20 protein-coding genes are annotated in these 21,720 nt (G+C 69.0%); 13 read left to right on the forward strand and 7 right to left on the reverse strand.

The window, feature by feature from the left end; all coding sequences use genetic code 11:
• The first annotated feature begins 246 nt into the window (after window positions 1–246).
• The 4 genes from DVR07_RS04520 to DVR07_RS04535 are packed head-to-tail and all read left to right on the forward strand — an operon-like array spanning window position 247 to window position 2,896.
• Window positions 247–711 carry a 30S ribosomal protein S15 gene (locus tag DVR07_RS04520; RefSeq protein ID WP_115795565.1) on the forward strand — a complete coding sequence of 155 codons (465 nt, stop codon included), beginning with the start codon at window positions 247–249 and terminating at the stop codon, window positions 709–711.
• On the forward strand, window positions 712–1,953 hold the full coding sequence (locus DVR07_RS04525) for an exonuclease RecJ (protein WP_115795566.1): 1,242 nt from the start codon (window positions 712–714) through the stop codon (window positions 1,951–1,953).
• Window positions 1,950–2,264 carry a KEOPS complex subunit Pcc1 gene (locus DVR07_RS04530; RefSeq protein ID WP_368280872.1) on the forward strand — a complete coding sequence of 105 codons (315 nt, stop codon included), beginning with the start codon at window positions 1,950–1,952 and terminating at the stop codon, window positions 2,262–2,264. The genes DVR07_RS04525 and DVR07_RS04530 overlap by 4 nt, the downstream gene beginning before the upstream one ends.
• A complete protein-coding gene (locus tag DVR07_RS04535) occupies window positions 2,261–2,896 on the forward strand; it encodes a 30S ribosomal protein S3ae (protein WP_115795567.1) in 636 nt (211 codons plus the stop codon). Before DVR07_RS04530 ends, DVR07_RS04535 begins: the two co-directional genes overlap by 4 nt.
• A gap of 77 nt (window positions 2,897–2,973) precedes the next feature.
• On the opposite strand, the gene DVR07_RS04540 is transcribed toward DVR07_RS04535, so the two are convergent.
• Complete coding sequence (locus tag DVR07_RS04540; RefSeq protein WP_115795568.1) at window positions 2,974–3,399, reverse strand: plastocyanin/azurin family copper-binding protein; 426 nt, start codon at window positions 3,397–3,399, stop codon at window positions 2,974–2,976.
• A 145-nt stretch (window positions 3,400–3,544) separates the two neighbouring features.
• On the opposite strand from DVR07_RS04540, the gene DVR07_RS04545 reads away from it, so the two are divergent.
• The 3 genes from DVR07_RS04545 (at window position 3,545) to DVR07_RS21350 (ending at window position 5,942) form a co-directional block, all read left to right on the forward strand.
• On the forward strand, window positions 3,545–4,285 hold the full coding sequence (locus tag DVR07_RS04545) for a protein sorting system archaetidylserine synthase (protein WP_115795569.1): 741 nt from the start codon (window positions 3,545–3,547) through the stop codon (window positions 4,283–4,285).
• Between the two features lie 57 nt (window positions 4,286–4,342).
• Window positions 4,343–5,653 (forward strand): HEAT repeat domain-containing protein, encoded by a 1,311-nt coding sequence (locus DVR07_RS04550; protein ID WP_115795570.1) that lies wholly within the window; start codon window positions 4,343–4,345, stop codon window positions 5,651–5,653.
• 136 nt (window positions 5,654–5,789) lie between these two features.
• Window positions 5,790–5,942: a DUF7837 family putative zinc-binding protein gene (locus DVR07_RS21350; RefSeq protein WP_162829376.1), complete on the forward strand. Its 153-nt coding sequence runs from the start codon at window positions 5,790–5,792 to the stop codon at window positions 5,940–5,942.
• On the opposite strand, the gene DVR07_RS04555 is transcribed toward DVR07_RS21350, so the two are convergent.
• Window positions 5,931–6,173 carry a hypothetical protein gene (locus DVR07_RS04555; RefSeq protein WP_115795571.1) on the reverse strand — a complete coding sequence of 81 codons (243 nt, stop codon included), beginning with the start codon at window positions 6,171–6,173 and terminating at the stop codon, window positions 5,931–5,933. The two genes, DVR07_RS21350 and DVR07_RS04555, sit on opposite strands and share 12 nt — an antisense overlap.
• 79 nt (window positions 6,174–6,252) lie before the next feature.
• On the opposite strand from DVR07_RS04555, the gene DVR07_RS04560 reads away from it, so the two are divergent.
• Window positions 6,253–8,136 (forward strand): phospholipase D-like domain-containing protein, encoded by a 1,884-nt coding sequence (locus tag DVR07_RS04560; RefSeq protein ID WP_240318848.1) that lies wholly within the window; start codon window positions 6,253–6,255, stop codon window positions 8,134–8,136.
• Window positions 8,137–8,173: 37 nt separating this feature from the next.
• Here the strand turns inward: DVR07_RS04560 and DVR07_RS04565 are convergent, their stop codons facing one another.
• The gene (locus DVR07_RS04565) at window positions 8,174–10,078 is read right to left on the reverse strand and encodes a DHH family phosphoesterase (RefSeq protein ID WP_115795572.1); all 1,905 of its coding nucleotides are present in this window, start codon (window positions 10,076–10,078) and stop codon (window positions 8,174–8,176) included.
• 613 nt (window positions 10,079–10,691) lie between these two features.
• Between DVR07_RS04565 and DVR07_RS04570 the strand changes: the two genes are divergently transcribed.
• The gene (locus DVR07_RS04570) at window positions 10,692–11,198 is read left to right on the forward strand and encodes a Mov34/MPN/PAD-1 family protein (RefSeq protein ID WP_115795573.1); all 507 of its coding nucleotides are present in this window, start codon (window positions 10,692–10,694) and stop codon (window positions 11,196–11,198) included.
• A 76-nt stretch (window positions 11,199–11,274) separates the two neighbouring features.
• A complete protein-coding gene (locus DVR07_RS04575) occupies window positions 11,275–11,709 on the forward strand; it encodes an adenylyltransferase/cytidyltransferase family protein (RefSeq protein WP_115795574.1) in 435 nt (144 codons plus the stop codon).
• An 86-nt stretch (window positions 11,710–11,795) separates the two neighbouring features.
• Here the strand turns inward: DVR07_RS04575 and DVR07_RS04580 are convergent, their stop codons facing one another.
• A complete protein-coding gene (locus DVR07_RS04580) occupies window positions 11,796–12,965 on the reverse strand; it encodes an NAD(P)/FAD-dependent oxidoreductase (RefSeq protein WP_115795575.1) in 1,170 nt (389 codons plus the stop codon).
• A gap of 233 nt (window positions 12,966–13,198) precedes the next feature.
• Window positions 13,199–13,732, reverse strand: a complete 534-nt coding sequence (locus DVR07_RS04585; protein WP_115795576.1) for an Rrf2 family transcriptional regulator — start codon at window positions 13,730–13,732, stop codon at window positions 13,199–13,201.
• Between the two features lie 234 nt (window positions 13,733–13,966).
• On the opposite strand from DVR07_RS04585, the gene DVR07_RS04590 reads away from it, so the two are divergent.
• From DVR07_RS04590 to DVR07_RS04600, 3 genes are all read left to right on the forward strand, one after another.
• Window positions 13,967–14,896, forward strand: coding sequence for an NAD-dependent epimerase/dehydratase family protein (locus DVR07_RS04590; RefSeq protein WP_115795577.1), 930 nt, complete (start codon window positions 13,967–13,969; stop codon window positions 14,894–14,896).
• 116 nt (window positions 14,897–15,012) lie between these two features.
• Complete coding sequence (gene rocF, locus DVR07_RS04595) at window positions 15,013–15,936, forward strand: arginase (RefSeq protein ID WP_115795578.1); 924 nt, start codon at window positions 15,013–15,015, stop codon at window positions 15,934–15,936.
• Between the two features lie 222 nt (window positions 15,937–16,158).
• The gene (locus DVR07_RS04600; RefSeq protein WP_115795579.1) at window positions 16,159–16,824 is read left to right on the forward strand and encodes an HAD family hydrolase; all 666 of its coding nucleotides are present in this window, start codon (window positions 16,159–16,161) and stop codon (window positions 16,822–16,824) included.
• Between the two features lie 61 nt (window positions 16,825–16,885).
• On the opposite strand, the gene gyrA is transcribed toward DVR07_RS04600, so the two are convergent.
• Together gyrA and gyrB are read right to left on the reverse strand one after the other, a co-directional pair.
• The gene (gyrA, locus tag DVR07_RS04605; protein WP_115795580.1) at window positions 16,886–19,375 is read right to left on the reverse strand and encodes a DNA gyrase subunit A; all 2,490 of its coding nucleotides are present in this window, start codon (window positions 19,373–19,375) and stop codon (window positions 16,886–16,888) included.
• A 1-nt stretch (window position 19,376) separates the two neighbouring features.
• On the reverse strand, window positions 19,377–21,296 hold the full coding sequence (gyrB, locus tag DVR07_RS04610) for a DNA topoisomerase (ATP-hydrolyzing) subunit B (RefSeq protein WP_115795581.1): 1,920 nt from the start codon (window positions 21,294–21,296) through the stop codon (window positions 19,377–19,379).
• Window positions 21,297–21,720: the final 424 nt, after the last annotated feature.

The following is a 21,720-nucleotide window of genomic DNA, read 5'->3' on the forward strand; positions in this document are numbered from 1 at the left end:
GGTACTGATAAACCTCTCGGAATCCGACCACCTGGAGAGGGTACGACACCCGCGGCGGAATCTTACCATTTAACTACCTCCGCCCACTCCGTACCGAGTACGGGAACAGCACAGCCGCAAATCTGACTCGCCGGGCGCTTGCTCGGCTCGGGATTGCGGACGTGCGCCGCGTCTCACCGACGTATTTGCACGCCGACGCTCTCTGCGTCAGCGATAAGCGGCCTGTGCAGTTCCAATCCGATAACCATGGCACGAATGCACACCCGCCGCCGCGGGTCGTCCGACTCGGACAAGCCCGTGGCAGACGAACCGCCGGAGTGGAGCGACGTAGACGAGGACGCCATCGAGGACCGCGTGGTCGAGCTGGCCGAGCAGGGCCACAGCCCGAGCGAGATCGGCCTGAAGCTGCGCGACGAGGGCGTGAAGGGCACGCCCGTCCCCGACGTGAAGCTGGCGACCGGCAAGAAGGTCACCGAGATCCTCGAGGAGAACGACGCCGACGGCGACATCCCGGAGGACCTCCGCAACCTGCTCGAGCGGGCCGTCCGCCTGCGCGAGCACATGGACGAGAACCCCCAGGACGCCCAGAACAAGCGGGCGCTCCAGAACACCCAGTCGAAGGTCCGCCGGCTCGTCGACTACTACCGCGGCGACGAACTCGACGCGGACTTCTCGTACTCCTACGAGACCGCCAAGGAACTCCTCGAGTAGATGTCCACCTCGGGTCGAAGCGGAACCGACGGGCCAGCCCCCTCTGCCGGCGACGTGGCCGCGGGCCTGCGCGAGGCCGACTTCGTTCGCGTCCTCGCGCGCGCCGACGGCGACTGCCTCGCGGCCGCGGGGCTGCTCGCGGGCGCCCTCGCCGAGCGCGGCGTCCCCTACCAGATCCGGGTCGGGCGCTTCGGCGAGACGCTCGCCCGCCCCGGCGATGACGCCGGAGCCGACAGCGACGAGACCGACGGACGCGGACCGGCAGACCCCGACGACACCACAGTCGGCATCGGCCTCGACGACGCCGCGGACGTCAGCCTGCCGGGCGAGGCGGCGCCGGCGAGCGTGACCGCGTTCGACGCGGCCCGCGACCTCGGCGCGTCGCCCGACCCCGTGCTGGCGCTCGCCGGCGCGGTCGCCGCGGGCCACCCCGCGGGCGCGGGCGAGAGCGCCCACGTCCTCGAACAGGCCGGCGAGTCCGCGATCGAGCGCCGGCCCGGCGTCGGCGTGCCGACCGACGACCTCGCCGACGGCCTGGCCCACTCGACGCTGGCCCACGCCGAGTACTCGGGCGACCGCGAGGCCGCCCAGGCGACGCTGGCCGAACTCGGCCTGCCCGCCGAACTCGACGAGTCGGCCCACCGCCGGGTCGCCTCCGAGTACGCGCTGGCGGTCGCCGGCGCCGAGGGCGCGACCGACCGCGCCGCGGAGTCGGTCGAGCGCGCGCTCCGACCCCACGCGATCACCGACGACGAGTCCGACGACCGGAGCTCGGCCGGCCCCTTCGCGACGGTCGAGGGCTACGCCGACGTGCTCGACGCCGTCGCGCGCGAGCGCCCGGGCACCGGCGTCGCCCTGGCGCTCGGCCACGGCGCGCGGACCGACGCGCTCGACGCGTGGCGCGACCACGCCGCGCGAGCACACCGGGTCCTCCGCGAGGGGACGACCGGGCGGTACGACGGCCTGCTCGCGCTCCGGACGGAGGACGCGCCCGTGGAGACGGTCGCTCGGCTCCTCCGGGACTTCCGGTCGCCCGAACCCGTCGCGCTGGTCGTGAGCGAGTCCGAAGCCGCCGCGGCGGCGGTCGCGGACGCCGACGGGCGCGTCGGGCCGGCGATGACCGACGCCGCGCGCGCGGTCGGCGGCACCGGCGGCGGCGCGGCCGACCGCGGCTACGCCCGCTTCGACCCCGAGACAGAGGCCACGGAGTTCCTCGCCGCGTTCCGGGAGGCCAGACCGTGACCGGTCGGCAACCCGATGCCGGGGAGGCTGCCGGCCGGCCCGGCGCGGACGAGCAGACCGGTCGCTCGGCGACCATCCGGACCGAGGTCGACGACGCCGCGGTGCTGGCGGCGTCGGTTCGCCCGGACAACACGCCCGAGATCGACACTCGCGCGAAGGGCGGCGTCGTCGAGACGTCGATCGAGCGCGGGACGACCGGCGGCCTCCGGACCACGGTCGACGACTACGTCGTGAACCTCGCGGTGGCGCAGGAAGTCGTACAGGCAGCGAAACGATTCGAAGCAGACCACACAGACGAAACCCAATCATGAGCGAACGATCCGTATCCAAGCAGAAGCAGGAGAAGCGGTGGTACACCATCCACGCTCCCGAGCAGTTCGACCGACAGGAGCTCGGTGGCACCCCCGCGGACGAACCGGACAAGGTGCTCGGCCGCAACGTCGAGACCACGCTGGGCGAGCTGAAGGGCGACGCCAGCGAGAACAACACCAAGCTCACGTTCAAGATCAACGACGTGGGCAGCGACTCGGCGTACACCGAGTTCATCAAGCACGAGCTCACCCGCGACTACCTGCGGAGCCTCGTGCGCCGCGGCGCCTCGAAGGTCGAGGCGTACGTCACGGTGCTGACGACCGACGACTACCGCGTCCAGGTCCAGCCGGTCGCGTTCACGACCAAGGACGCCGACGCGAGCCAGGAGAAGGCCATCCGCGAGACGATGGTCGACATCGTCGAGGACGCCGCCGAGGACCGGACCTTCGAGGCCCTCATCGACAGCGTGGTCGAGGGCCGGCTCTCGTCGGCCATCTACGGCGAGGCCAAGACCATCTACCCGCTCCGCCGCGTCGAGGTCCAGAAGGCGACGCTGGAGGCCCGCCCCGAGGAGGTCGCCGCCGAGGAGGAGACCTCCGTCGACGTCGACGAGGAAGAGGTCGAGGTCTGAGCGCGGACGTCGGAACTCGATTCAGAACCCGAACGGTCGGGCCGATTCGATTCTCGTTTTATCCGAGCGCCGAGTCGCTACTCCGTCACGATTATCTTGCCGACCATCCCGCTCGGCTCGTGGGGGATGCAGAAGTAGTGGTACTCGCCGGGGATCTCGAAGGTCCGCTCGTACGTCTGGCCCGCGTTGATGCGCCCCTCGAAGCCGTCCATCCAGCCGTCGCGGGCGGCCTGCTCGGAGTCGAAGCCGCCCGATGCGAAGTAGGTCGCTTCGTCGGGGATCTGGTTCTCGTAGGCGGTGACGGTGTGGCGGCGGTTGCCTGTGTTGGCCCAGACGACCGTCTCGCCCGCCCGGACTTCGAGCTCCGGGGGCCGGAAGAACGCCGCACCCATGCCGATGTCGTAGTCGCTCGGTGCGTCGCCCCCGCCCCCGAGCGCGGTGCAGCCGGCCAACCCAAGCGATCCGACGCCCGCGGCTCCGGCGAGGAACGTTCGGCGGTCCATGCCCGACACTCGGCACGCGAGCGATTTAGGTCATGCGGAACTGCACCGGCCGGCGGTCGGGACGGTCCGGTCGCCGGACCTGTCCGGCGGGCGAGAGTCGGCCGGATATAAAGACGTATGAACGGCCGTCGCACACGCGACACGTATGGAACCCCGGTTCGTGGGTCGGCTCGGTCTGGCCGACGCGGTGACGGTCGCCAACGCCGCGGTCGGCTTCCTCGCGGCCGCGGTCGCGACCGTCGACCCGGGGCTGGCGGCTCAGCTCGTGCTGCTCGCGGCGGTCGCCGACGGCCTCGACGGCGTGGTCGCCCGCAAGGTGGGGTCGACCCCGGCGGGCGAGTACCTCGACTCATTGGCCGACGTCGCCTCGTTCGGGGTCGCGCCCGCCATGGTGGTGTTCGAGCTCGCCCGCCAGCGCTGGGGGCTGGCCGACCCCTCGCCGATGGCGGTCGTCGCGTTCTGCGTGCCCGCCGTCTTCGTGGCGATGGCGGTGGTCCGGCTCGGACTCTACACCGCCTACGACGTCGGGAACGGCCACACCGAGGGCGTCCCGAGCACGCTCGCGGCGACGGTGCTCTCGGCCGCGGTGCTCGCCGGCGTCGCGAACGCTCCGGTTCTGGTCGCGGCCACGGCCGTCTTCGCGTACCTGATGGTGACCCGCGTGACCTACCCCGACCTGTTCGCCCGCGACGCGGTGGCGATGGGCGGCGTCCAGGCGCTGGCCATCCTCGCCCCCGCGGCGTTCGACCGCGCGTTCCCCAGACTGCTGCTCGCGGCCGCGCTGGCGTACCTGCTGCTCGGACCGCGGTACTACTGGCGCGAGACCGACCGCGACTTCGAGGAGCGCGACGTGAGCCCGCGCGAGGTGGAAGGGAAACGCTCTTGAGGTGTACGCACCGAGTTTTGCACATATGAGTCCGGTAAGCCTTGCGGGGTGGGTCGAATGAGCGACGAGGAAGCCGAGGAGAACGAGGCCGAGGAGCCGGAAGAGGAGGTCGAAGAGTCGGAGGCCGAGGAGACGGCCGTCGAACCGGCGCTCACCGAGGAGGACATCGAGGCCGAACTGGACGCGGCCGAGGAGGACCTGGAGGCCGCCGAGACCGAGGCGGACCTCGACGAGGTGGAGGCCGAACTCGACGACGTCGAGGCCGACATCGAGCGCGCCGACCTCCCGGAGCCCGACGAGGACGACGAGGAGGCCGAGGACCCCCGCGAGCGGTTCGAGGACCGGCTGGCCGACCTCCGGAGCGACCTCGAGGAGGCCCGGGGCCCCTACGCCGAGGACGTCGTCGAGGACGTCACCGCGGCGGGCACCACCATCGAGGACACCGAGTGGACCGACACCGGCCGCGAGGAGCTGGCCGACGTGGTCGACGCGTTCGTGGCCGACGTCGAGGAGATTCTCGACACGAGCGTCGGCGTGACCGTCTCGCCCGAGGTCGAGGACCTCGTAGATGCGCTCGAGGAGACCGCGGTCGTCGTCGGCGAGGCCGGACTCGACCCCGACGACGACGCCGAGACCATCGCGGAGTTGGAGGAGGCCACCGCCGACCTGGAGGCGGGCGTCGAGGACGCCGAGGAGTGGGACGACCTCGAGACGCGCGAGCAGCTCCAGGCCCAGGGGTTCTACGAGGCGCTCGAGCACCGCAAGGACTACCCGCCGGAGTGGCACGCGCTGAAGGTCTGGGAGAAGCGCGGCCGCGCCGACATGATCCTGCTCGGCCTCGACAACTTCCAGTCGAACTTCATGGAGGAACACTGCCTCGAATCGCTCGAGCGGATGGGCCACCCAGACTCGCTCGACGCCATGGTCGAGCGCGCCGGCCGCCGCGACAAGCCCGCCATCCGCATCCTCGGCAAGATCGGCAGCGAGGAGGGCCTCGACGCGGTGCTCGACTACATCGACTCCGACCCCGGCCTCGCCAGGCCCGCGCTAAAGGCGGCAGGCGAGATCGGCAGCGAGGAGGCGACCCAGCCCGTCGCGGACCGGCTCGCGGCCGACGACGCCTCGGTCCGGAGTCAGGCCGCCCGCGCGCTCGGGCTCCTCGGCGACACCCGGGCCATCGATCCGCTGGCCGACGTGCTCGAAGACGACGACGCCGACGAGGTCCGGGCCAGCGCGGCCTGGGCGCTCAACCAGATCGGCACCGAGCGCGCGCTCGAGGCCGTCCGGCCCTACGCCGACGACCGGGCGTACCTCGTGCAGGTCGAGGCCGAGAAGGCGGCCGACGGTCGGTCCGAAACCCCGGCGTAATCGCTCCGTACCTCGCTTTCAGTACTACATTACTCGCTGCGCGCCCGTCGTAGTACGACGATACCGGCTTGCGCCGTCTCGTAGCCACACCATAACAAAGCCACCCCTTTTCGTCGTATTACGTAGGCGAACTATGGTGTTCGATACGCAAACGCTCGGACTCTGCCCGAACTGCGGGGAAGCCATCACCAGCGACTACCTCCTCATCGAGTACGAGTCCGAGGGTCGCCCGGCCCGCTTCGCGGAGTGTCCCGACTGCCGGGACGTGGTCCACCCGTCAGCCGAGTAGCGCGGCGACGAACTGCACCGCGAACGCGACGATGAGCAGGAACGCGCCGATGCGACCGATCCACGTGTGCTCGGTCACCTCCATCGGCGAGATGTCGACGCTGTAGTCGTTGTACTCCTCGCTGTACTCGACGTAGCTCGGTAACTGGAAGAACTCGAAGAACAGCAGCGCCGCGCCGAGCGCTCCCAGCGCGTAACCCGACAGTTCGAGTGCCGACACGAGGTCTACCATACCCACACCGGCGAACCTGTCGAGCAAAAAGCCACCGGTCGCCGAGGGTTTAAGACCGAAGCCGGGACCAACTCCGCCCGTGCCCCGCTCCGCGCCAGATCTGCCGGTGCTCGCGGCGGTCCTGCTCGCAGTCGTCGCGCCGGCGACCGTTCCGGCGGCGGTCGACGCAGACGCGTCACCGATGCTGGCCGGAGACGGCGCAGGAACGACTTCTGGGACTCCGGAGACTTCGAGGGCCGCCCGCCTCGCGCCGACCACCACTCCGTCACCCGGCTCTCGACCCGCCCAGAACACCACCACGACTCCGCCGAACGCCACGACGCCCGGCATCGTCGCCGTCTACCCGAACCCGGCGACCGACGGCGACGCCGGGGAGTTCGTCGTCATCCGAGTCCCCGAGCGAACGAATCTCGCGAACTGGTCGCTCGCCGACGACGATTCCGCGGCCCGCCTGCCGAACGCGACCGTCTCCGGCCGCGTCGCGGCGTCGACCGACCCCGAAACCGCCCGAACCCTGACCGACGCGCCGGTCGTGAGACTGACGGGCGACCTCCCGCTCGCGAACGCCGGCGAGACCGTTCGGCTGGTCGAGCGGCAGACGGGTGCGAGCGGCGCTGAAACGAACGAAAACGCGACTATCGGCGAGACGGTGACCTACGAAGACGCGCCAGAGGGCGAGCGCTGGCACCGCGTCGAGAACGGAGGGCGGAAGTCGGGAAGCCAGGCCACTCGTTCCGGATGCTCCCCGAACCAGACTGACCTCGACTCCTGCTGGCGGTGGACGCCGCTCGGTGCGACCGACTTCGACGTCCTCCGGACCGACCGAACGACGACTCGCGCGTTCGTGCTCCCCGACTCGCCGGACGTTCCCGTCGAGACACTTCGAGGGGCCGACCGGCGGGTCCTGCTGGCGGGATACTCCTTCACGTCCGGGCGGGTCGCAGACGCGCTTGCGGCGGCGAGTCGGCGGGGCGTCTCGGTCCGGGTGCTGGTCGACGCCGCGCCGGTCGGCGGGCTGCCCCGGCGCGAGGCCCGACTCCTCGACTCGCTGGTCGCCCGCGGCGTCGCGGTCCGGGTCCTCGGCGGGTCGCGGGCCCGCTACGACTTCCACCACCCGAAGTACGCCGTCGTCGACGACCGTGCGCTGGTGACGACCGAGAACTGGAAGCCAGCCGGCACCGGCGGCCGCTCGAGTCGTGGCTGGGGCGCGGTCGTCCGGAGCGAGTCGGTCGCCGGCCGCCTGGCCGCGGTGTTCGATGCCGACGCCGGGTGGCGGGGCGCGACCACGTGGTCCGAGTTCCGCCGCGGGCGGGTCTTCGAGCCGGCGGACGCCGGACCCGCGGACGGCACGTACCCGTCCCGGATCGCGCCGACCGTCGTGAACGCGTCGTCGAGCAGCGTGCTCGTCGCCCCGGACAACGCGGAGAGCGCCCTCCTCGACCTGCTCGGCGGCGCGGACGAGTCGATCCGGGTCCAGCAGGTCTCGGTCGGCGGCCGTCGTCACTCGCTGCTTCGGGCGACGCTCCGGGCCGCCCGTCGGGGCGTCGAGGTTCGAATCCTCCTGAGCAGCGCGTGGTACGTCGAGGAGGACAACCGGGCGCTGGTCGAGTGGCTGAACCGTCGCGCCGAAACCGAGGACCTCCCGCTGGAGGCCCGGCTGGCGGACCCCCGCGGACGTTACGAGAAGATCCACGCCAAGGGCGTCGTCGTGGACGGCGACGCAGCCGTCGTCGGCAGCTTGAACTGGAACAACCACTCCGCGCGGGCGAACCGGGAGGTCGCGGTCGTGTTACGCGGCCGGGAGGCCGGCGGCTTCTACGCCGGCGCGTTCGACGCCGACTGGCGGGCGAGTGCGGAGGGTCGCGGGAGCGGTCGGGTGCCGGTCGGTCTGCTCGCGGCCGTGGCGGTGGGCGCGCTCGCGGCGATACTGTACTCGCGGCGGGAGGTGGCGTTCGAGAAGTAGGTGGGATTGCGGGTCGCTCCGGAACGCACTCGGTCGCTCAGTCGTCCTGTTCGTGGCCGACGGTCGTGCTCTGGAGCTCCTCGTCTATCTCGGCGTCGGCCATCTTCTCGACCAGGGCGTCGAGCACCTCCTCGCGCATCCCCGGCACGAACTTGATGGAGCCGACGACGAGGTGGCCGCCGCCCGAGACGCCGCCGCCCACGACCTCCTCGTTGAGCTCCGAGACCATCTCGGGGATGTCGAGGCGCACGCCGTCGCTCCGGAGGACCGCGAAGTCCGGCCCGTAGCCGATGGTGATGACCGGTTCGCCGGTCTCCTCGACCTTCCGGTCGTGGATCTCGCCGGTGGTCTTGCCCGGCGCGGGGTAGGTGAACCGGTGGGCGTGGTTCTCGACGTCGATGCGGTAGAGGTGGGCGTCGCTGTCGAGGCGCTCGTGCTCGACGTGGGGCATGGCGGCCTCGAGCTGGTCGTCGACCTCGGACTCGGCGGTCTCCGAGAGGAACGAGACCAGCTCGCGGTGGCGCTCGTCGCCGTCGCCGTTGCCCACGTTCAGCACGTCGTTGATGAGGTTGCGGCCGGCGTCGTACTTGAGCCAGTGGGCCTCGTAGTCGAGCGCCTCGCCGATCTCCCGGATGAACGACTCCTCGTACCCCTCCGACTCGGCGAGCTCGACGTAGTCGGTCATCGCGTCGGCCTTCGACCGGTCGCAGACGCCCGCGACCGCGGGGACGTGGCGGAGCTCCTCGGTGATCGGCGGCCAGATCATCCGGGCGAGCTCGACGCACATCATCCCGGTCGTGATGCGGTAGTCCTCGTCGTAGAGGTACGGATTGACGTGGTTGTCGACGTAGGGCTCGACCGCCTCGGGGTCGGGGTGGTGGTGGTCGACGACCACGATGGGGATGTCGTAGTGCGCGAGGTTCTTGTACGCCGGGACGTCCTCGGCGGTGCTGCCGTTGTCGAGCATCAGCAGGAGCGGGAGCTTCTGGCCGTGGCGGGCCTGATCCTCCAGCGCGAAGTTGAGGTCCCGCGTGACGTCCTCCATCTCGTAGAACGGCGCCTTGCTCGGCAGGCGCTTGAACAGGTGGCGCTTGGCCTCGGGGTTCTGGTGGGTGTCCTCGATGAACCGCTCGAGGGCGTACTGGACCGGAATCGAGGCGCACATCCCGTCGCCATCGGCGTGGTGGCGCACCCGGATCGGACGGCTCTCGAGCACGGTCCGGCGGAGCTGCTTGGCGACCTTCTCGAGGTCGGGGAACATCTGGGTCAGCGCGGGCCACTCGACGAGGGGCTCGGTCTCGTGGGGCTCGGCCCGCTCCTCGAGAGCGGCCTCGAGGCGTTCGCGGACGTCCGCGGCGTCGTCCTCGGTCAGCACGTCGAGGTTGTCGACCTCGACCTGGAGGGAGTTGTCCCGCTCCTCGACGAGGCCGGTGATGCGGACCACGTCGTCGATCTCGACGTCGGGGTAGGCCCGGACGCCGGCCTCCTCGAACGCCGCGCAGGGGACGACGCCGGTCTCGTCGCTGACGTGGAAGATGGTCGGGCCGCCGGTCTGCTTGATCTGGACGACCTCGCCCTCGAGGTGGACGGTGTCGCCGACGGCGTCGCCGAGTTCGCCCGCGTCCGAGACGTCGTAGTCGTGGTCGACCGCGACGGTCTCGTACTCGTCGAGTTCGACCGGGTCGAAGCTCAGGTCGCCGTTCTCCAGTATCTCGGTCAGTTCGACCACGAGGTCGTCGCCGACCTCGTAGCTGCCCTCGTAGTTCGACTCGTGGGCGAGTCCGGAGACCGATTGGGAGAGGTCGACGAACACGCCGTAGTCGACCACGCCGTTGACGGTGGCGTGGTAGTAGTTACCCTCTTCGACGTCCTCGAGGGTGCAGTCCGGGTCGAGGTCGTAGACGACGGTGTCGGCCTCGCCGGAGGTGTCGGTAGATGCCATTCTTGTTCGGGGTTTCGGTTCGGCCGATTTTAAGGGTTTGCAACTGGATTCGTGAGCGCAGAACCGACGATTTGACCCGAGTCTCCGGCGGAATCGACTCCGACGAAGGTACCGGACTTTCGTTTCCGAAAGCCCCCGGCCGCTTGCGGTCGCTGAACGACATATCCTCGGCTCGTTTACACTCGTCTCGGATAGGGGTCGCTCAGACGACTGAAGTGAACGCGATCGACCGGCCCCTTTCAGCCCTGCCTAGCGGTGGTTGCTGGACCGGTCGACGCTCGGTGGCCTGTTCCACTTCGGCGCGCGCTGGCGCGTCATGTCGCGCCAAGCGCGCGAGGTCTGCACGAGGGGTAGCGAGTGCAGGCTCGTCAGCGCGTGCTCTGACGGTGGAGGCTCGTCGGACGCGGTTTGTCCGACGGCGTTCAGGCGACCGCGACCGGGCAGGGGCTTTCGAGGAGGACACCACTGTGGTTCCGAGTTTGACTCCGAGAGCGGTTCGACACAGCCAATCAAAGTATTACGAAGAGGTACCACTCTTGACGGCACGGGCAACCTCCCCACCTTCCCCTCCCGGTTCGCAACCTTTAGAACGCGCCCGCCCGGAGTTTCCACCATGCGGTTGTTCCGGTCGAGCGAGATACTCGGCATCGCCGAGGACGCCCTCCAGTTCGGGCTCGCGGCGTCCGAGGACGCCCACCCCCACGAGTACATGGGCTTCCTCCGGGGCGAGGACGCCCGGTCGCTCGGGCTCGAGCGCGAGGGGACGGTCATCACCGACGTGCTGGTCATCCCGGGCACCGAGTCCAACCCCGTGAGTGCCACGGTCAAGACCAGCATGATCCCCAACGACTTCAACTCCGTCGGGTCTGTCCACTCCCACCCGAACGGCGTCCTCAAGCCGAGCAAGGAGGACCTCGCCACGTTCGGCAAGGGGAAGGTCCACATCATCATCGGCTACCCCTACGACGACGAGGACTGGCAAGCGTTCGACCGGGAGGGCGAGCCCACCGAGCTCGACGTCCTCGACGTGTCGCTGCCCGAGGGCGAGTCGTTCTTCGACTTCACGCAGGCCGACATCGACGCCGAACTCGACTACGACCTCCGCGAGGACCCCGAATGACCGGGCCGGCTCGCGACCGGCGACGCTGGACTCCGAACGACCGACGAGACCACAGCATGACCGACGAGGACTCACCATGACGCACGTCATCGCACAGGGCACCTTCGACCTCCTCCACCCCGGCCACGTCCACTACCTCCGGGACGCCGCCGCGTTCGGCGACCGGCTCACCGTCATCGTCGCCCGCCGGGAGAACGTCACCCACAAGGAGCCGCCGATTCTGCCGAACCGCCAGCGCCGGGACGTCGTCGCCGCGGTCGACGCGGTCGACGACGCCGTCGTGGGCCACCCCGAGGACATCTTCGCGCCCATCGAGGAGCTCGACCCCGACGTCATCGTCCTGGGCCACGACCAGCACCACGACGAGGCCGCCATCGAGGACGAGCTCGCCAACCGGGGCGTCGACTGCGAGGTCCGGCGCGCCAGTCCGCGCGAGCCCGAGTACGACGGCGAACTGCTCTCGACCGGCCGCATCATCGACCGGATCCTCGAGGAACGGGGCGACCGCTGACGCCGCTTTCGTAATTCGCAGTACTGAACCGAAAACAGAGTCCGAAAACCGAGCTCGACCGTCTGATTCTACAGCGAGTCCTAGGCCTACAGCGAGTCCCAGGCCTTCAGCGCGCGCGGCAGCGAGCTGATGTCGGCGATCCAGCGGGCCGCGACCGCCTTCTTGAGGAACTGGGCGGGGTAGGAGTTGAACGTCCGGATCGGGACCGAGACGCCGCCGGCCTTCACGTCGTGGGCGACCGCGTTCTCGCCGATGGAGATGAGCGTCCCCTTGTCCTCGTAGGTCCAGGTCTTCAGCGGCTGGTCGTTGATCGCCCGGGCGACGTTCTGGCCCGCGACCTCGGCGGCCTGCCAGGCGGCCTGGGCGGTCGGCGGCGCGGGGTCGTCGCCCTGGTCGATGACCGCCGAGTCGCCGATGGCGAACACCCGGTCGTCGCTGGTCCGGAAGTCCGACTCGCAGGTGACCCGGTTGTGCTCGTTGTCGAGGTCGCAGTCGTCGAGCGCGTCCTGGCCGGTGATGCCGCCGGTCCAGACGAACACGTCGTACTCGAGCGGGTCGCCCTCGTCGAAGTGGATGGCGTCCTCGGTGGCCTCGGTGATGGGGTCGTCGGTCATGATCTCGACGTCGGCCTCCTCGAGGTGGCGCCGGACCGTCCCCTGGAGCTCTGAGTCCTGGCCGGGCATGATCTCCTCGAGGGCCTCCACGAGGTAGATGTCGACGGGCGCGCGGTGCTCGTCGCGGAACTCCGCGACCTCGCCCGCGCTCTGGATGCCCGAGAGGCCCGCGCCGCCGATGACGACCTGGGCCGGGTCGTTGCGCGAGGCCGTCGAGGCGGCCTCCTTCACCTGCTCGTGGATCTGGTGGGCGTCGTCGAGGCCCTTGAGGGTCAGCGCGTTCTCCTCCATCCCCGGGATGCCGTAGTAGGCGGTCTGGCTCCCGAGCGCGACCAGCAGGTAGTCGTAGTCGATTGCGTCGCCGTCGTCGAGTTCGACCGTCTGGTCGTCGGTGTCGACGCCCTCGACCCGGGCCTGCACGAACCTGGTGCTCGGGGCGGCGATGTCGCCGACCGGGATGGTGATGTCGTCCTCGACGCTCGGGTCGCTGATGACCCGGTGGGCCTCGTGGAGGACGAGGTGGTAGTTGTGCTCCGATATCCACGTCAGCTCGGCGTCCGCGTGCTCGAGCTCGTCTTCAAGCCGCTGGACCGCGCCTGCACCGGCGTAACCCGCGCCGAGCACGACGACCTTCTCAGTCATACCGAGAACTCCGAAGTCCTCGGATACAAAGGCTTTGAAAGACGCACCGGATGAGTGTGAGTGTCTCCCAAGTGGGGTCGGAGAAGAGGGGATAAACGAGATCTGAAGCATCGGGCGTGCGATTCGGCGGCGAGCGCGCCCGGGCAGTGGTTCTCCATCCGATCGGGTCCGGGCGGCGGTCCGCCCGCCGACGAGGTGCCGCCCCGTCCGCAGCCCGGACGAACGACCGCGAGTTAGTGCTCCGGCTCCTCGGCCGGCGCTTCCATCGAGTCGATCTTCAGGATGACGATGTTGCTGGTGTCGTCCTTGCCGTCGACCGTCCCCTCGATGACGAGCTTCGACAGCGGCGTGGGACCGACCCGGACCGAGTCGCCCTCGTGGAACTCGCGGACCGACCCGCGGACGTGGATCTCCGCGCGGCAGAGCTCGGGGTGGTGGACGCTGGCGAGGTCGATCTCCTCGACGTTGGCCTCGTCGACCTCCTCGCCCTCGAGGAACAGCGGCACCTCGGCCTCCTGGTCCATGTCCTGGACGCCGAGCGCGTCGAAGGCGTTGGCGGTCGGCTTGTACCCGCCCTTCGGGCCCGGGACGCCCTCGACGAGCTGGAGGGCCTTCAGGCTCTGCATCTGGTTCCGGATGGTGCCGGGGTTGCGGTCGACTTCATCGGCGATGTCCTCGCCCTTGACGGCGTCCTCGGTCTCCCGGTGGAGGTCTACGAGCGCGCGGAGAATCTTCTTCTGGCTCGCGGTCAGTTCGATTGACGACATTAGTAAAAGGTTGGCAACTGACTGCCTTAAATGCGGCGGACCGGGTGACACAGCCGCCCGAACGTACAGTTCCGGTATCCTTCAGTTGACGCTTTCCAACCGGCCGATGGAGCGGAACCGGTTCGGCGGCGACGACTGAGCGGCGTCGATTCGGAGGGTCCGACGGCGACGACACCGACTCGACCGCGTCGGCGGAGCGATACCGATTTGACGGTGGCGCCGGTGAGTCGACGTATGCAGGACAAACGTGTGCTCGTGACCGGCGGCGCGGGCTTCATCGGGTCGAACCTGGCGAACTACCTCGCCGAGGACAACGACGTGATCGCGGTCGACGACCTCTATCTCGGCACTCCCGAGAACCTCGACGACGCGGTCGAGTTCCGCGACGTCAGCGTGCTCGACGACGACCTCCCGACCGAGGGCGTCGACGTCCTCTTCCACCTCGCCGCGCTGTCGTCGCTCACGATGCACGAGGAGAGCCTCGAGGGGCTCCGGCGCGGCGCCCGGGTCAACGTCGAGGGGTTCGCCAACACCGTCGAGCAGGTCCGCCAGGACGGCTGCGACACCGTGGTGTACGCCACGACCTCCTCCATCTACGGCGACCGGACCGAGCCCTCGCCCGAGAGCATGGACGTCGAGGCCCGCACCGGCTACGAGGCGTCGAAGCTCGCCCGCGAGCGCTACGGCGAGTACTTCGCCAACGCCCACGACATGCACGTCTCGGGGATGCGCTTCTTCTCGGTGTACCAGGGCTACGGCGGCTCGGAGGGCCACAAGGGCGAGTACGCCAACATCATCTCGCAGTTCGCCGACGACATCGCTAACGGCGAGTCGCCGGTCATCTACGGCGACGGCACCCACACCCGCGACTTCACCCACGTCTCGGACGTCGTCCGCGGGCTCGAACTCGCGGCCGACCACCGGCTCACGGGCATCTACAACCTCGGCACCGGCGAGTCCTACAACGCCAACGAGGTCGTCGAGATGCTCAAGGCCGAACTCGGCTCGGACGTCGAACCCGAGCACGTCGAGAACCCCATCGACGACGACATGTTCGTCCACGACACGATGGCCGACCCCTCGAAGATGAAGGAGGCCACCGGCTGGGAGCCCCGGATATCCTTCGAGGAAGGGCTGAAGGAGGTCTGCGCGCCGTACAAGTGACCGCCTGATTCCGGTCCCCGAGGGTCGTCGCCCCGGCTCCCCGCGGCTGTCGCTCGCAAATCTCGCCCCGAACCGAAATCACGTCTTCTTTACCGCGGGTCGCCGAACTCCCGTCCATGAACCGAGAGGTGCGACTCATCGGTGCGCCGATGGACCTCGGCGCGGACCGACGCGGCGTCGACATGGGACCGTCGGCCATCCGGTACGCGGGCCTCGCGACCGAACTCGACGCGGCGAACGTGACCGGGGTGACGGACACGGGCGACCTGTCGGTCCCGCACGCCGAGGAGCGGGACCCGGACGCCGAGCAGCCCAGCGAGGGGTCGGCCAAGTTCCTGCGGGAGACCGCCGACGTCTGCGGCCGCCTCGCCGACGAGGTGGCCGACGCGCTCGACGCCGGCAGCTTCCCGCTGGTGCTGGGCGGGGACCACTCCATCGCCATCGGGACGGTCCGCGGTGCGGCCCGCGACGCTGACCTCGGCGTGGTGTGGTTCGACGCCCACGGCGACTTCAACACGCCGAAGACCTCGCCGTCGGGCAACGTCCACGGGATGCCGCTGGCGGCGGTCCTCGGCATCGGCGACTTCGCCGGCACCGAGTGGGCCAACGCCCCGAACCTCCGGGAGGAGAACGTCGCCATCGTGGGGCTCCGAAGCCTCGACGGCGCCGAGCGCGAGGCCATCCGCGAGAGCGGCGTGACCGCCTTCACCATGTCGGACATCGACGAGCGGGGCGTCGCCCCCGTCGTGGAGGACGCCCTCGACGTCGCGGCCGACGGGACCGAGGGCATCCACGTCAGCCTCGACATGGACTGGCTCGACCCGCGGGAGGCTCCGGGCGTCGGGACGCCGGTCCGGGGCGGTGTCTCCTACCGGGAGGCCCACACCGCGCTGGAGATGGTCGGCGAGCGCCACGAGGGCGAGGACGTCCTCCGGTCGCTGGAGGTGGTCGAGGTGAACCCGATCCTGGACGAGCACAACGTGACCGCCGAACTGGCGACCGAACTCGCCGCCAGCGGGCTGGGGAAACGCATTCTGTAGAACGACCTTTTCCAGCGGTCGGCGCACGAACGCGCCTCCCTTGCAAAAGCTCGACCAAAAACACCGTCAGAGCGAAGCTCTGACGAGCCTGCGTTCACTTCGCTCGCGGCGAAACGGCGCTCCGCGCCGTACGCTCGCGATCGAGGTGGGAGGAGTAGTTCGCGAGCGGAACTCCCGCCGAACCGATACGCCGAAGTTCCCGCCCCGAGCGCGTTCCGATAGATGACCGAGTACGACGCGGTGCTGTTCGACAACGACGGCGTACTGGTCGAACCGCCCTCCGACGAGGCCCTGCGGGCGGCCGCCGAGTCGGCCTTCGCGGCGGTGGGCGTCGACCGTCCCGAAGAGAGCCACCTCGCCGAGATAATCAGGGGCGTCACGCCCGATAGTCTCCGGGAGGTCTGTTCGGTCTACGGCCTCGACCCCCACGAGTTCTGGGCCGCCCGCGACCGCCACGCCTCCGAGGTTCAGGTCGCGGAGTTCCGCGACGGCGACCGCGACCGCTACCCCGACGTGGCGGCCATCGAGGAGCTGGCCCACGACTTCGGGGTCGTGAGCTCGAACCAGCACGAGACCGTCGAGTTCATCCTCGACTACTACGGTATGAGCGACCTGTTCGGCACCTACTACGGCCGCGGAATGGGCGTCGAGGACCTCGAACGGAAGAAGCCCGACCCCCACTTCCTCGACCGCGCGCTCGACGACCTCGGGGCCGAGACCGCGCTGTTCGTCGGCGACAGCAAGAGCGACGTCGAGGCCGCCCGGCGCGCGGGGCTCGACTCCGTCTTCGTCCGGCGGGACCACTGCGCCGACGTCGAGCTGTCGGTCGAGCCCGACTACGAGGTCGCCGACCTTCACGGCGTCGCCGAGATCGCGGGCGCGAGGTAGCGACTGCTGGCGGTCGACGTCCGGACGTTTGCGAAATAAAAAAGGTGGGTAGTTCGACCGGCTACTCTTCGCTCGCGTCGTCGGCGGACGCGCCCTCGGAGTCTCGGCCCGGAATCACGTCCACGCTGGCGACGGTGTCGGGGGCCTCGACCTCCATCACCGTCACGCCCATCGTGTTCCGGCCGACCTCGGAGATGTCGGCCGCCCGGATGCGCATGATCTGGCCGCCCTCGCTCATGATGACGAGCTCGTCGTCCGGGCCGACCGCCTTGACCGACGTGACCGGGCCGTTCCGGTCGCCGGTCTTGATGTCGACCAGCCCCTTGCCGTTGCGCGACTGCTTGCGGTACTCCGAGAGCGGCGTCCGCTTGCCGTAACCGTTCTCGGTCACGGTCAGCAGGTCCTCCTCGGTGTCGTCGGTGACCGCGACCATCCCGGCGACCTCGTCGTCGCCTTCGAGTTCGACGCCCCGGACGCCCCGGGCGTTCCGGCCCATCTCGCGGGCCTCGTCCTCGTCGAACCGGATGGCCATCCCGCCCCGGGTCGCGACCACCAGGTCGGTCGCGCCGTCGGTCACCTTCACGTCGACGAGCTCGTCGCCGTCCTCCAGCTTGGCCGCGATGATGCCGGTCGAGAGGATGTTGTCGAACTCGGCGGCCGCGGTCCGCTTGACGTAGCCGTCGCGGGTCACCATGCTCAGACACTCCTCGTCCTCGAAGTCGTCGGTGTTGACGACCGCGGTGATCTCCTCGCCGTCGTCCAGGTCGAGCAGGTTCACGGCCGACTTGCCCCGGGCGGTCCGGGACATCTCGGGGATCTCGTAGGCCTTCAGCCGGTAGACCTGGCCCTGGTTCGTGAAGCACAGCAGGTAGTCGTGGGTGTTCGCGCGGAACACCTTCGACACCCGGTCGCCCTCCTTGATGTCGCCGCCGATGATGCCCTTGCCGCCGCGGTTCTGGGCGTCGAACTGGGCGACGGGCATCCGCTTGACGTAGTCCTGCTCGGTCACGACCACGACGACGTCCTCCTCGGCGATGAGGTCCTCGCGGGTCACCTCGTCGGTGTCCTCGATGAACGAGGTCCGGCGCTCGTCGGCGTACTCGTCTTTGACCTCGAGCAGCTCCTTCTTGATGACCGACAGCAGCTCGGACTCGTCGCCGAGGATGGTCTCGAGCCGCTCGATGCGGGCCTGGACCTCCTCGTACTCGTCCTCGATTTCCGCGGCTTCCATCGAGGTGAGGCTACCCAGCTGCATCCGGACGATGTGGTCGACCTGCTCGTCCGAGAAGCCGTACTCGGCCTTGAGGTCGGCCTTGGCCTCGTTGCGGTCCTCGGCGTCCTGGATGATGTCGACCACGTCGTCGGCGTGTTCGAGCGCGGTGAGCCGGCCCTCGAGGATGTGGGCGCGGTCCTCCTTCTCGCCGAGTTCGTACTGGCTCCGGCGCCGGACGACCTCCTTGCGGTGGTCGAGGTAGTGCTCGATGGTCTCCTTGAGCGAGAGCACCTTGGGCTCGCCGTCGACCAGCGCGAGGTTGATGACGCCGAACGTCTTCTCGAGGAAGCTCTCGAGCAGCTGGTTCTTGACGACCTCGACCATCGCGTTCTGCTTGAGCTCGATGACGATGCGGATGCCGTCGCGGTCGGACTCGTCGCGGAGGTCGCGGATGCCCTCGATGGAGCCGTCGTTGACGGCGTCGGCGATCTTCTCGACCATCCGGGCCTTGTTGGTCTGGAACGGGAGCTCCGTGATGATGATGCGGTCGCTGCCGGTCTCGCGCTCCTCGACCTCGAACTCGGCCCGGACCCGGATGCGGCCCCGGCCGGTCTTGTACGCGGCGTGGACCGCGTTGTGGCCCACGATGTTCGCGCCGGTCGGGAAGTCGGGTCCCTTGACGTGGTCCATCAGGTCCTCGACGGTCGCCTCGGGGTTCTCGATGAGCTCGACCGTCGCGTCGATGACCTCGCCGAGGTTGTGCGGCGGGATGTTGGTCGACATCCCGACCGCGATGCCCGACGACCCGTTGACCAGCAGGTTCGGGAACGCCGAGGGCAGCACCTCGGGCTCCTGGAGGCGGTCGTCGTAGTTCGACTGCCAGTCGACGGTGTCCATGTCGATGTCGGCCAGCAGCTCCTCGGCGATGGGCGCCATCCGGGCCTCGGTGTACCGCATCGCGGCCGGCGGGTCGCCGTCGACCGACCCGAAGTTACCCTGGCCGTCGACGAGCGGGTACCGCATCGAGAAGTCCTGGGCCATCCGGGCCAGCGCGTCGTAGATGGACTGGTCGCCGTGGGGGTGGAAGTCGCCCATCGTGTCCCCGACGATGTTCGAGCACTTCCGGTGGCTCGCGCCGCTGGTGATGCCCGCCCGGTGCATCGCGTAGAGGATGCGCCGGTGGACGGGCTTGAGCCCGTCCCGGACGTCGGGCAGCGCCCGGCCCGCGATGACCGACATCGCGTAGTCGATGTAGCTCTGCTCCATCTCGTCCTCGACGCGGACGTTCCGTACTCTTTCGGCGACCTCGTTGGGGAGGTCAGATGCGTCCGAACTCATATCAGATGTCAACCCAGTCCGCTTCCGTCGCGTGTTCCTTGATGAACTGCTTGCGCGGTTCGACGGTGTCGCCCATCAGCACCGAGAACATCTTGTCCGCCGCGGCGGCGTCCTCGATGGTGATCTGCTTCAGGATGCGGTTGTCGGGGTTCATCGTGGTCTCCCACAGCTGCTCGGGGTTCATCTCCCCGAGCCCCTTGAACCGCTGGACCTGCGAGGGGTTCCCGTCGCACTCCTCCTCGATGATGCGGTCGCGCTCCTCCTCGGTCATGGCGTCGTACGTCTCGCCGCGGTGGCGGATGCGGTACAGCGGGGGCTGGGCCGCGTAGACGTAGCCCGCCTCGAGCAGCGGCCGCATGTAGCGGTAGAGCAGCGTCAGGTAGAGGGTGCGGATGTGCGCGCCGTCGACGTCGGCGTCCGTCATGATGATGATCTTCTCGTAGCGCGCGTCGTCGATCTCGAACTCCTCGCCGACGCCGGTGCCGACCGCCGTGATGAAGTGGCGGATCTTGTCGTTCTCCAGCACCCGGTCGAGCCGGTGCTTCTCGACGTTGAGCACCTTGCCGAACAGCGGCAGGATGGCCTGGAACTCCCGGTCGCGGGCCTGCTTTGCCGACCCGCCCGCGGAGTCGCCCTCCACGACGAACAGCTCGGCCTCGCCCGGGTCGCGGGTCTGGCAGTCGGCCAGCTTTCCGGGGAGGGCGGTGGATTCGAGCGCGTTCTTCCGGCGGGTCAGCTCCTCGGCCTTCTTGGCGGCCTTCCGGGCCTTCGCGGCCTCGACCGCCTTCGAGATGACCGACTCGGCGGTGTCGGGGTGCTCCTCGAAGTAGGTCGACAGCCCCTCGTGCATCGCCGACTCGACGATGCCCCGGACTTCGCTGTTGCCCAGCTTGGTCTTGGTCTGGCCCTCGAACTGGGGGTCGGGGTGCTTGACCGAGATGACCGCGGTCAGTCCCTCCCGGACGTCCTCGCCCTTGAGGTTCTCGTCGAGGTCCGCCAGGAGGTTGTTCTCGTTGGCGTAGTCGTTGACCACCCGGGTCAGCGCGGTCTTGAACCCGGTGAGGTGGGTACCGCCCTCGCGGGTGTTGATGTTGTTGGCGAAGGCGTGGATCGAGCCCTGGAGCTCGTCGGTGGCCTGCATCGCCACCTCTACCTGGATGTCCTCGGCCTCGTCCTCGAAGTAGATGACCTCGCGGTGGAGCGGGGTCTTGGTCTCGTTGAGGTACTCGACGAACTCCCGGATGCCGCCCTCGTACTCGAACGTGTCGGCGTGGTCGCGGCCCTCCCGCTCGTCGTCGAGCGAGATGCGGACCCCGGAGTTGAGGAAGGCGAGTTCGCGCAGCCGACTCTCGAGCGTCGAGTAGGTGAACTCGGTGGTCTCGAATATCTCCGTGTCGGGCCAGAACCGGATCTCGGTCCCGGTCCCCTCGCCGTCCTCGAGGTCGCGGACCCGCTCGAGGGTGGTGGCGGGCTCGCCGCGCTCGAACTCCTGGCGCCAGAGCGCGCCGTCGCGCCTGACCTCGACCAGAAAGCGCTCGGAGAGGGCGTTGACGACCGAGACGCCGACGCCGTGGAGGCCGCCGGAGACCTGGTAGGACTTGTTGTCGAACTTCCCGCCGGCGTGGAGGACGGTCAGGATGACCTCGACGGCGGGCTTGTCGTACTCCTCGTGGGTGTCCACGGGGATGCCCCGACCGTCGTCGGCGATGGCGACCGACCCGTCGTCGCGGATGCTCACCTCAATCGAGTCACAGTAACCGGCGAGCGCCTCGTCGATAGAATTGTCAACGACTTCGAACACGAGGTGGTGCAACCCTCGCGCGTCGGTAGAACCGATGTACATCGCCGGGCGTTTCCGCACCGCTTGGAGGCCTTCGAGAACCTGAATCTGCCCGGCCCCGTACTCACTTTCCTGACTCATAAAACCTGATTCAGGGTAGCAGTTCCGTCCTGATAAATCCCTCGCACGCGCGCGCGAAACCCGTGTCAGCCGCTGGGGATGTCCGGCGGAACCGTGACCGACTTCGGGTTGCACGTCAGTCGACAGAATCGGTGCGAGCCGGCTTCGCGAGTCGGACCGAACGATGCCGAAACAACTCCGGGAGCCGACGGCGAGCGTCGGTTCCACCGACAAGTGGGTTCCGGCCGAAACGCCCGATTACCGGTCGGTGCGCCGCCCGTCGCCCGGAACCGAGCGACTCGGCGGTGTCGATCCGGTTTCCAGGGGCGGGCTAACCCTCTCGGGCCGAGTCTCACCCGCGGAAAATCGGCTCCTCGCGCCCGAACGAGAGCTTGAAACCTGCAACCGTGAACAACGGAATCGGTCCCTTATCCCCGTACGGCCC

Origin of the sequence: Halorussus rarus (assembly GCF_003369835.1) — an archaeon.
Classification (GTDB): domain Archaea; phylum Halobacteriota; class Halobacteria; order Halobacteriales; family Haladaptataceae; genus Halorussus; species Halorussus rarus.

Excerpts from the sequence above, each read along its gene's own strand:
- DVR07_RS04520 (WP_115795565.1), top strand. The coding sequence starts at position 247 with ATGGCACGAATGCACACCCGCCGCCGCGGGTCGTCCGACTCGGACAAG.
- DVR07_RS04525 (WP_115795566.1), top strand. The coding sequence starts at position 712 with ATGTCCACCTCGGGTCGAAGCGGAACCGACGGGCCAGCCCCCTCTGCC.
- DVR07_RS04535 (WP_115795567.1), top strand. The coding sequence starts at position 2,261 with ATGAGCGAACGATCCGTATCCAAGCAGAAGCAGGAGAAGCGGTGGTAC.
- DVR07_RS04540 (WP_115795568.1), bottom strand. The coding sequence starts at position 3,399 with ATGGACCGCCGAACGTTCCTCGCCGGAGCCGCGGGCGTCGGATCGCTT.
- DVR07_RS04545 (WP_115795569.1), top strand. The coding sequence starts at position 3,545 with ATGGAACCCCGGTTCGTGGGTCGGCTCGGTCTGGCCGACGCGGTGACG.
- DVR07_RS04550 (WP_115795570.1), top strand. The coding sequence starts at position 4,343 with ATGAGCGACGAGGAAGCCGAGGAGAACGAGGCCGAGGAGCCGGAAGAG.
- DVR07_RS04555 (WP_115795571.1), bottom strand. The coding sequence starts at position 6,173 with ATGGTAGACCTCGTGTCGGCACTCGAACTGTCGGGTTACGCGCTGGGA.
- DVR07_RS04565 (WP_115795572.1), bottom strand. The coding sequence starts at position 10,078 with ATGGCATCTACCGACACCTCCGGCGAGGCCGACACCGTCGTCTACGAC.
- DVR07_RS04570 (WP_115795573.1), top strand. The coding sequence starts at position 10,692 with ATGCGGTTGTTCCGGTCGAGCGAGATACTCGGCATCGCCGAGGACGCC.
- DVR07_RS04575 (WP_115795574.1), top strand. The coding sequence starts at position 11,275 with ATGACGCACGTCATCGCACAGGGCACCTTCGACCTCCTCCACCCCGGC.
- DVR07_RS04580 (WP_115795575.1), bottom strand. The coding sequence starts at position 12,965 with ATGACTGAGAAGGTCGTCGTGCTCGGCGCGGGTTACGCCGGTGCAGGC.
- DVR07_RS04585 (WP_115795576.1), bottom strand. The coding sequence starts at position 13,732 with ATGTCGTCAATCGAACTGACCGCGAGCCAGAAGAAGATTCTCCGCGCG.
- DVR07_RS04590 (WP_115795577.1), top strand. The coding sequence starts at position 13,967 with ATGCAGGACAAACGTGTGCTCGTGACCGGCGGCGCGGGCTTCATCGGG.
- rocF (WP_115795578.1), top strand. The coding sequence starts at position 15,013 with ATGAACCGAGAGGTGCGACTCATCGGTGCGCCGATGGACCTCGGCGCG.
- DVR07_RS04600 (WP_115795579.1), top strand. The coding sequence starts at position 16,159 with ATGACCGAGTACGACGCGGTGCTGTTCGACAACGACGGCGTACTGGTC.
- gyrA (WP_115795580.1), bottom strand. The coding sequence starts at position 19,375 with ATGAGTTCGGACGCATCTGACCTCCCCAACGAGGTCGCCGAAAGAGTA.
- gyrB (WP_115795581.1), bottom strand. The coding sequence starts at position 21,296 with ATGAGTCAGGAAAGTGAGTACGGGGCCGGGCAGATTCAGGTTCTCGAA.